The following is a 3,101-nucleotide window of genomic DNA, read 5'->3' as shown; positions in this document are numbered from 1 at the left end:
CCGGCAGATAACGCCCCAGGTCACCGGTCTTATACAGCCGATCGCCTTCCACAAAGGGACTGGCGATGAACCGCTCCGCCGTCAGATCAGGCCGGTTCAGGTAGCCCCGCGCAACGCCCGCCCCGCCGATATAGAGCTCCCCCACCGCCCCGAACGGGACGGGCGCACCATGACCGTCCAGCAGGTACACCCGCGTGTTCGCAATCGGACGCCCGATCGGGACAACTGACCCATCAAAGTCATCGGGACAACTCCAAACCGTCGCGCAGACTGTTGCTTCGGTCGGGCCATAGGCGTTGACGATAGATGCCGAGGCCAGACTTCGGACGAGTTCAGCTTTCGGCAGTTCGCCAGCAAGAATGAGAACTTGCGATGCCAAACATCCCGGATCGCTGCTTGCCTGAAGCAAGGCTGGAGGTAATGTCGCATGGGTTATGGCTTCGCTTCGCAGGTAATCCGACGCCTGGCGGAGCTCGTCCGCAGGCAAGTGTAATGCGGCGCCTGAGCCAAACGCCATGACAAGCTCCCAAGCACTTGCATCAAAGCCGAAGGAGGCGAACTGCACAACACGGCTATTCGAACAGGCGCCAAAAAGCCCGATCTGAGCCAACCCGAGATTGACCAGACTTCCATGCTCGACCATGACGCCCTTTGGGGTTCCGGTGGAGCCTGAGGTGTAGATGACATAGGCGAGATGGCGCGCGGTCAGGCCAATGGCGCGCGGCTCGGGATCGCAGGCGGGCAATTCGGCCCAGGCTGGTGTCGCCGTCTCCAGATCGACCACGCTCACATCGGCCAGCGCCTCGGCGCCGAGCGCAGCGCGGCCGGCCGCGTCGCAAAGCAGCAGCTTGGGTGCGGCATCATCGAGAACCTGCCGCAACCGCGCGCAGGGATAGGCCGGATCGAGCGGCAGATAGGCGCCGCCGGCCTTGAGGATCGCCAGCACACCAAGCACCATCGCCGGGCTGCGCTCCAGGCAGATCGCCACCGGCTGATCCGGCTTTACACCCAAGGCGATCAGATGGTGGGCCAGCCGGTTGGCCTGGGCATTGAGCTCGCCATAGCTCAGGCGCTCGTCCTCATAGACTACCGCCACCGCATCGGGGGCCTGGCGCACCTGCGCCTCGAACAGCTCGTGGATGCACATGTCCGACGGATAGGCCGCCGCCGTCCGGTTCAACTCCTCCAACAGGTAGGTGCGCTCGTCAGCCGGCAGGATGTCCAGATCGCGCACTGGCCGGCCTGCATCGGCCAGCACACTATGCAACAATGTTTGTAAGTGCTGCGTCATGCGGTCGATCTGCTCCGGTGCCAATCGACTTGCATCAAAATGCCATCGAAAGCTCCCATCCAGAGCGCAAAGCTCGAATGTCAGCAAATCACCGGATAGGGTTGTCTCAGAACTCGCGTTCGAAGCTAGATCGCCAGCGGCAGAACAGCTATCTGCTGTAATCGTGATGCCAATCGGCCAGGGCCGGTGCGACCGTAGCGCCTCCACACCTCGCACTGTCCGGCAGCGCGCGATAAGATCCCGGGCAAAGCTAGCGTGCGCCCTCAGCTGAGCGCATTCGCCCGCCACAGCTTTGCGCATTTCCTCAAAATCATGTGCAAGATCAATGGTAACTTCCATCGGCACGACAGAGGCGATAAGCACCTCCACCGCTTTCAAACCGGCTTGCGATCTATCCGATGCAGGGGTCCATCCCAGTTGAAGCTCTGTTTCTCCCGTGATGCGGGCGAGATAGATCAGCCAAGCCGTTACCAAGTATTCCGTGCGATCATGTGGCGACAGCTTAGCCAACGCACTTGCAATGAACCACGAACTCGACTGCCATCTGTGCGGCGCCCCAGCTACGCACGACGACAGGAAAGGAAACTGCAATATTCTAAGCTGCTCAAGCCGCTGTCGCCAAAAATCCTCTGAAGGCGCCAGCAATTCATGGGCGGCAGTTATGCTCTGCGCCTGTTCATCGCTCAAAATTGGCAGGCGATCACCTTCATTCAGATTGGAATGCCTGGCGAGGTCTCGCGCGTCCAGCGCCTGACCATCGGAGCTGCCAAAGCAAACCTCAACATCCTGCGTACCCGTCGCCACCCGCCAGTGGCTGGAGTGGATTTCAAGCAGGCAACCTGCCGGAATGCCCGAGCGTCGAGGCAACACCTCCAGGCGTCTGACTGTGACAACCTCATCGCCTACGAGCGCCTTGGGCAGACACAATGGATTGGGATGATACGGGCCAAAGTCTAGGGCACGCGTCATCGCTGACAGGTCTTGCGCGGATCGATCCCATCGCAGACAGCCTGCCGCATCTGGGCGTCGACGTCTTGGAAAATAGCTTCTGTTCACCAGCGCTTGCGGATAGGCGGTAAGCTCTCCCTTCGCCAAACCAGTTAGAAGCTCGCGGAATCCCTCGACAGCGGCCTCATAACATTTGAGGTTCAGGGTCAGTGCCGTATCGGTGGGCGCAATCAGCACTTGGCGATGGACCACGACGTCACCCGTATCAACACCATCATCGATACGATGCCACGTGATGGCATACTCGCTCTCCTGGGCCAGCAGCGCCCAGGACGTCGCGTGAGTTCCTGCATATCGTGGCAGTGGACCGTCGTGGAAATTGAAAGCACCTTGTCGCGCTCGCCCAAACACGCCCGGTGGCAATATAAGCGGATTGGCAACGGAGAAAATGCAATCCACCGGCTCCGCGTTCAGAAGAGAGCAGAGCTCGTCAACACTCGCAATACACGGGATATTGGCGCGAGCCGCCCAATCCGCGAATATAGCGTCGCCACATAGCACTACGCGAATGTCGTGGCCCACCTCCATTGCCAGCTGCGCGCAGCTGATAGCAAGCGTACCATTGCCAACAAAGACGCTGGAGGAGATTGATCGCGCTGCAGGTTGTGGCCTATCCCGATCGCCTGGTTCGCAAGCGCTTGCGCGCTCCGGTGAAGAGTGAGGTGCCATCTTCATCCCTCGGCCAGTCCATCCACTAAGCTGGGCAGTTCCCTCCCCAACCGCCGCGCCACATAGCGGCCTAAACCTGTCACACTGGTTCGGATTTGCTCGGGAGTAACCGCGCTGAATGCTAATCGAATCC

At 60.2% G+C, this 3,101-nt stretch carries 1 protein-coding gene; it reads right to left on the bottom strand.

Features of this window, described 5'->3' with window-relative positions; all coding sequences use genetic code 11:
* The coding region (locus tag NKJ12_RS31920; protein WP_352707686.1) for an amino acid adenylation domain-containing protein at nucleotides 1-2,821 on the bottom strand (2,821 nt) is incomplete at its 3' end.
* Nucleotides 2,822-3,101 lie beyond the last annotated feature (280 nt).

This window comes from Mesorhizobium sp. M0195 (assembly GCF_040322115.1).
Lineage (GTDB): Bacteria > Pseudomonadota > Alphaproteobacteria > Rhizobiales > Rhizobiaceae > Mesorhizobium.
Note: the sequence above shows the minus strand (reverse complement) of the source record. Positions and strands in the feature narration are given on the sequence as shown.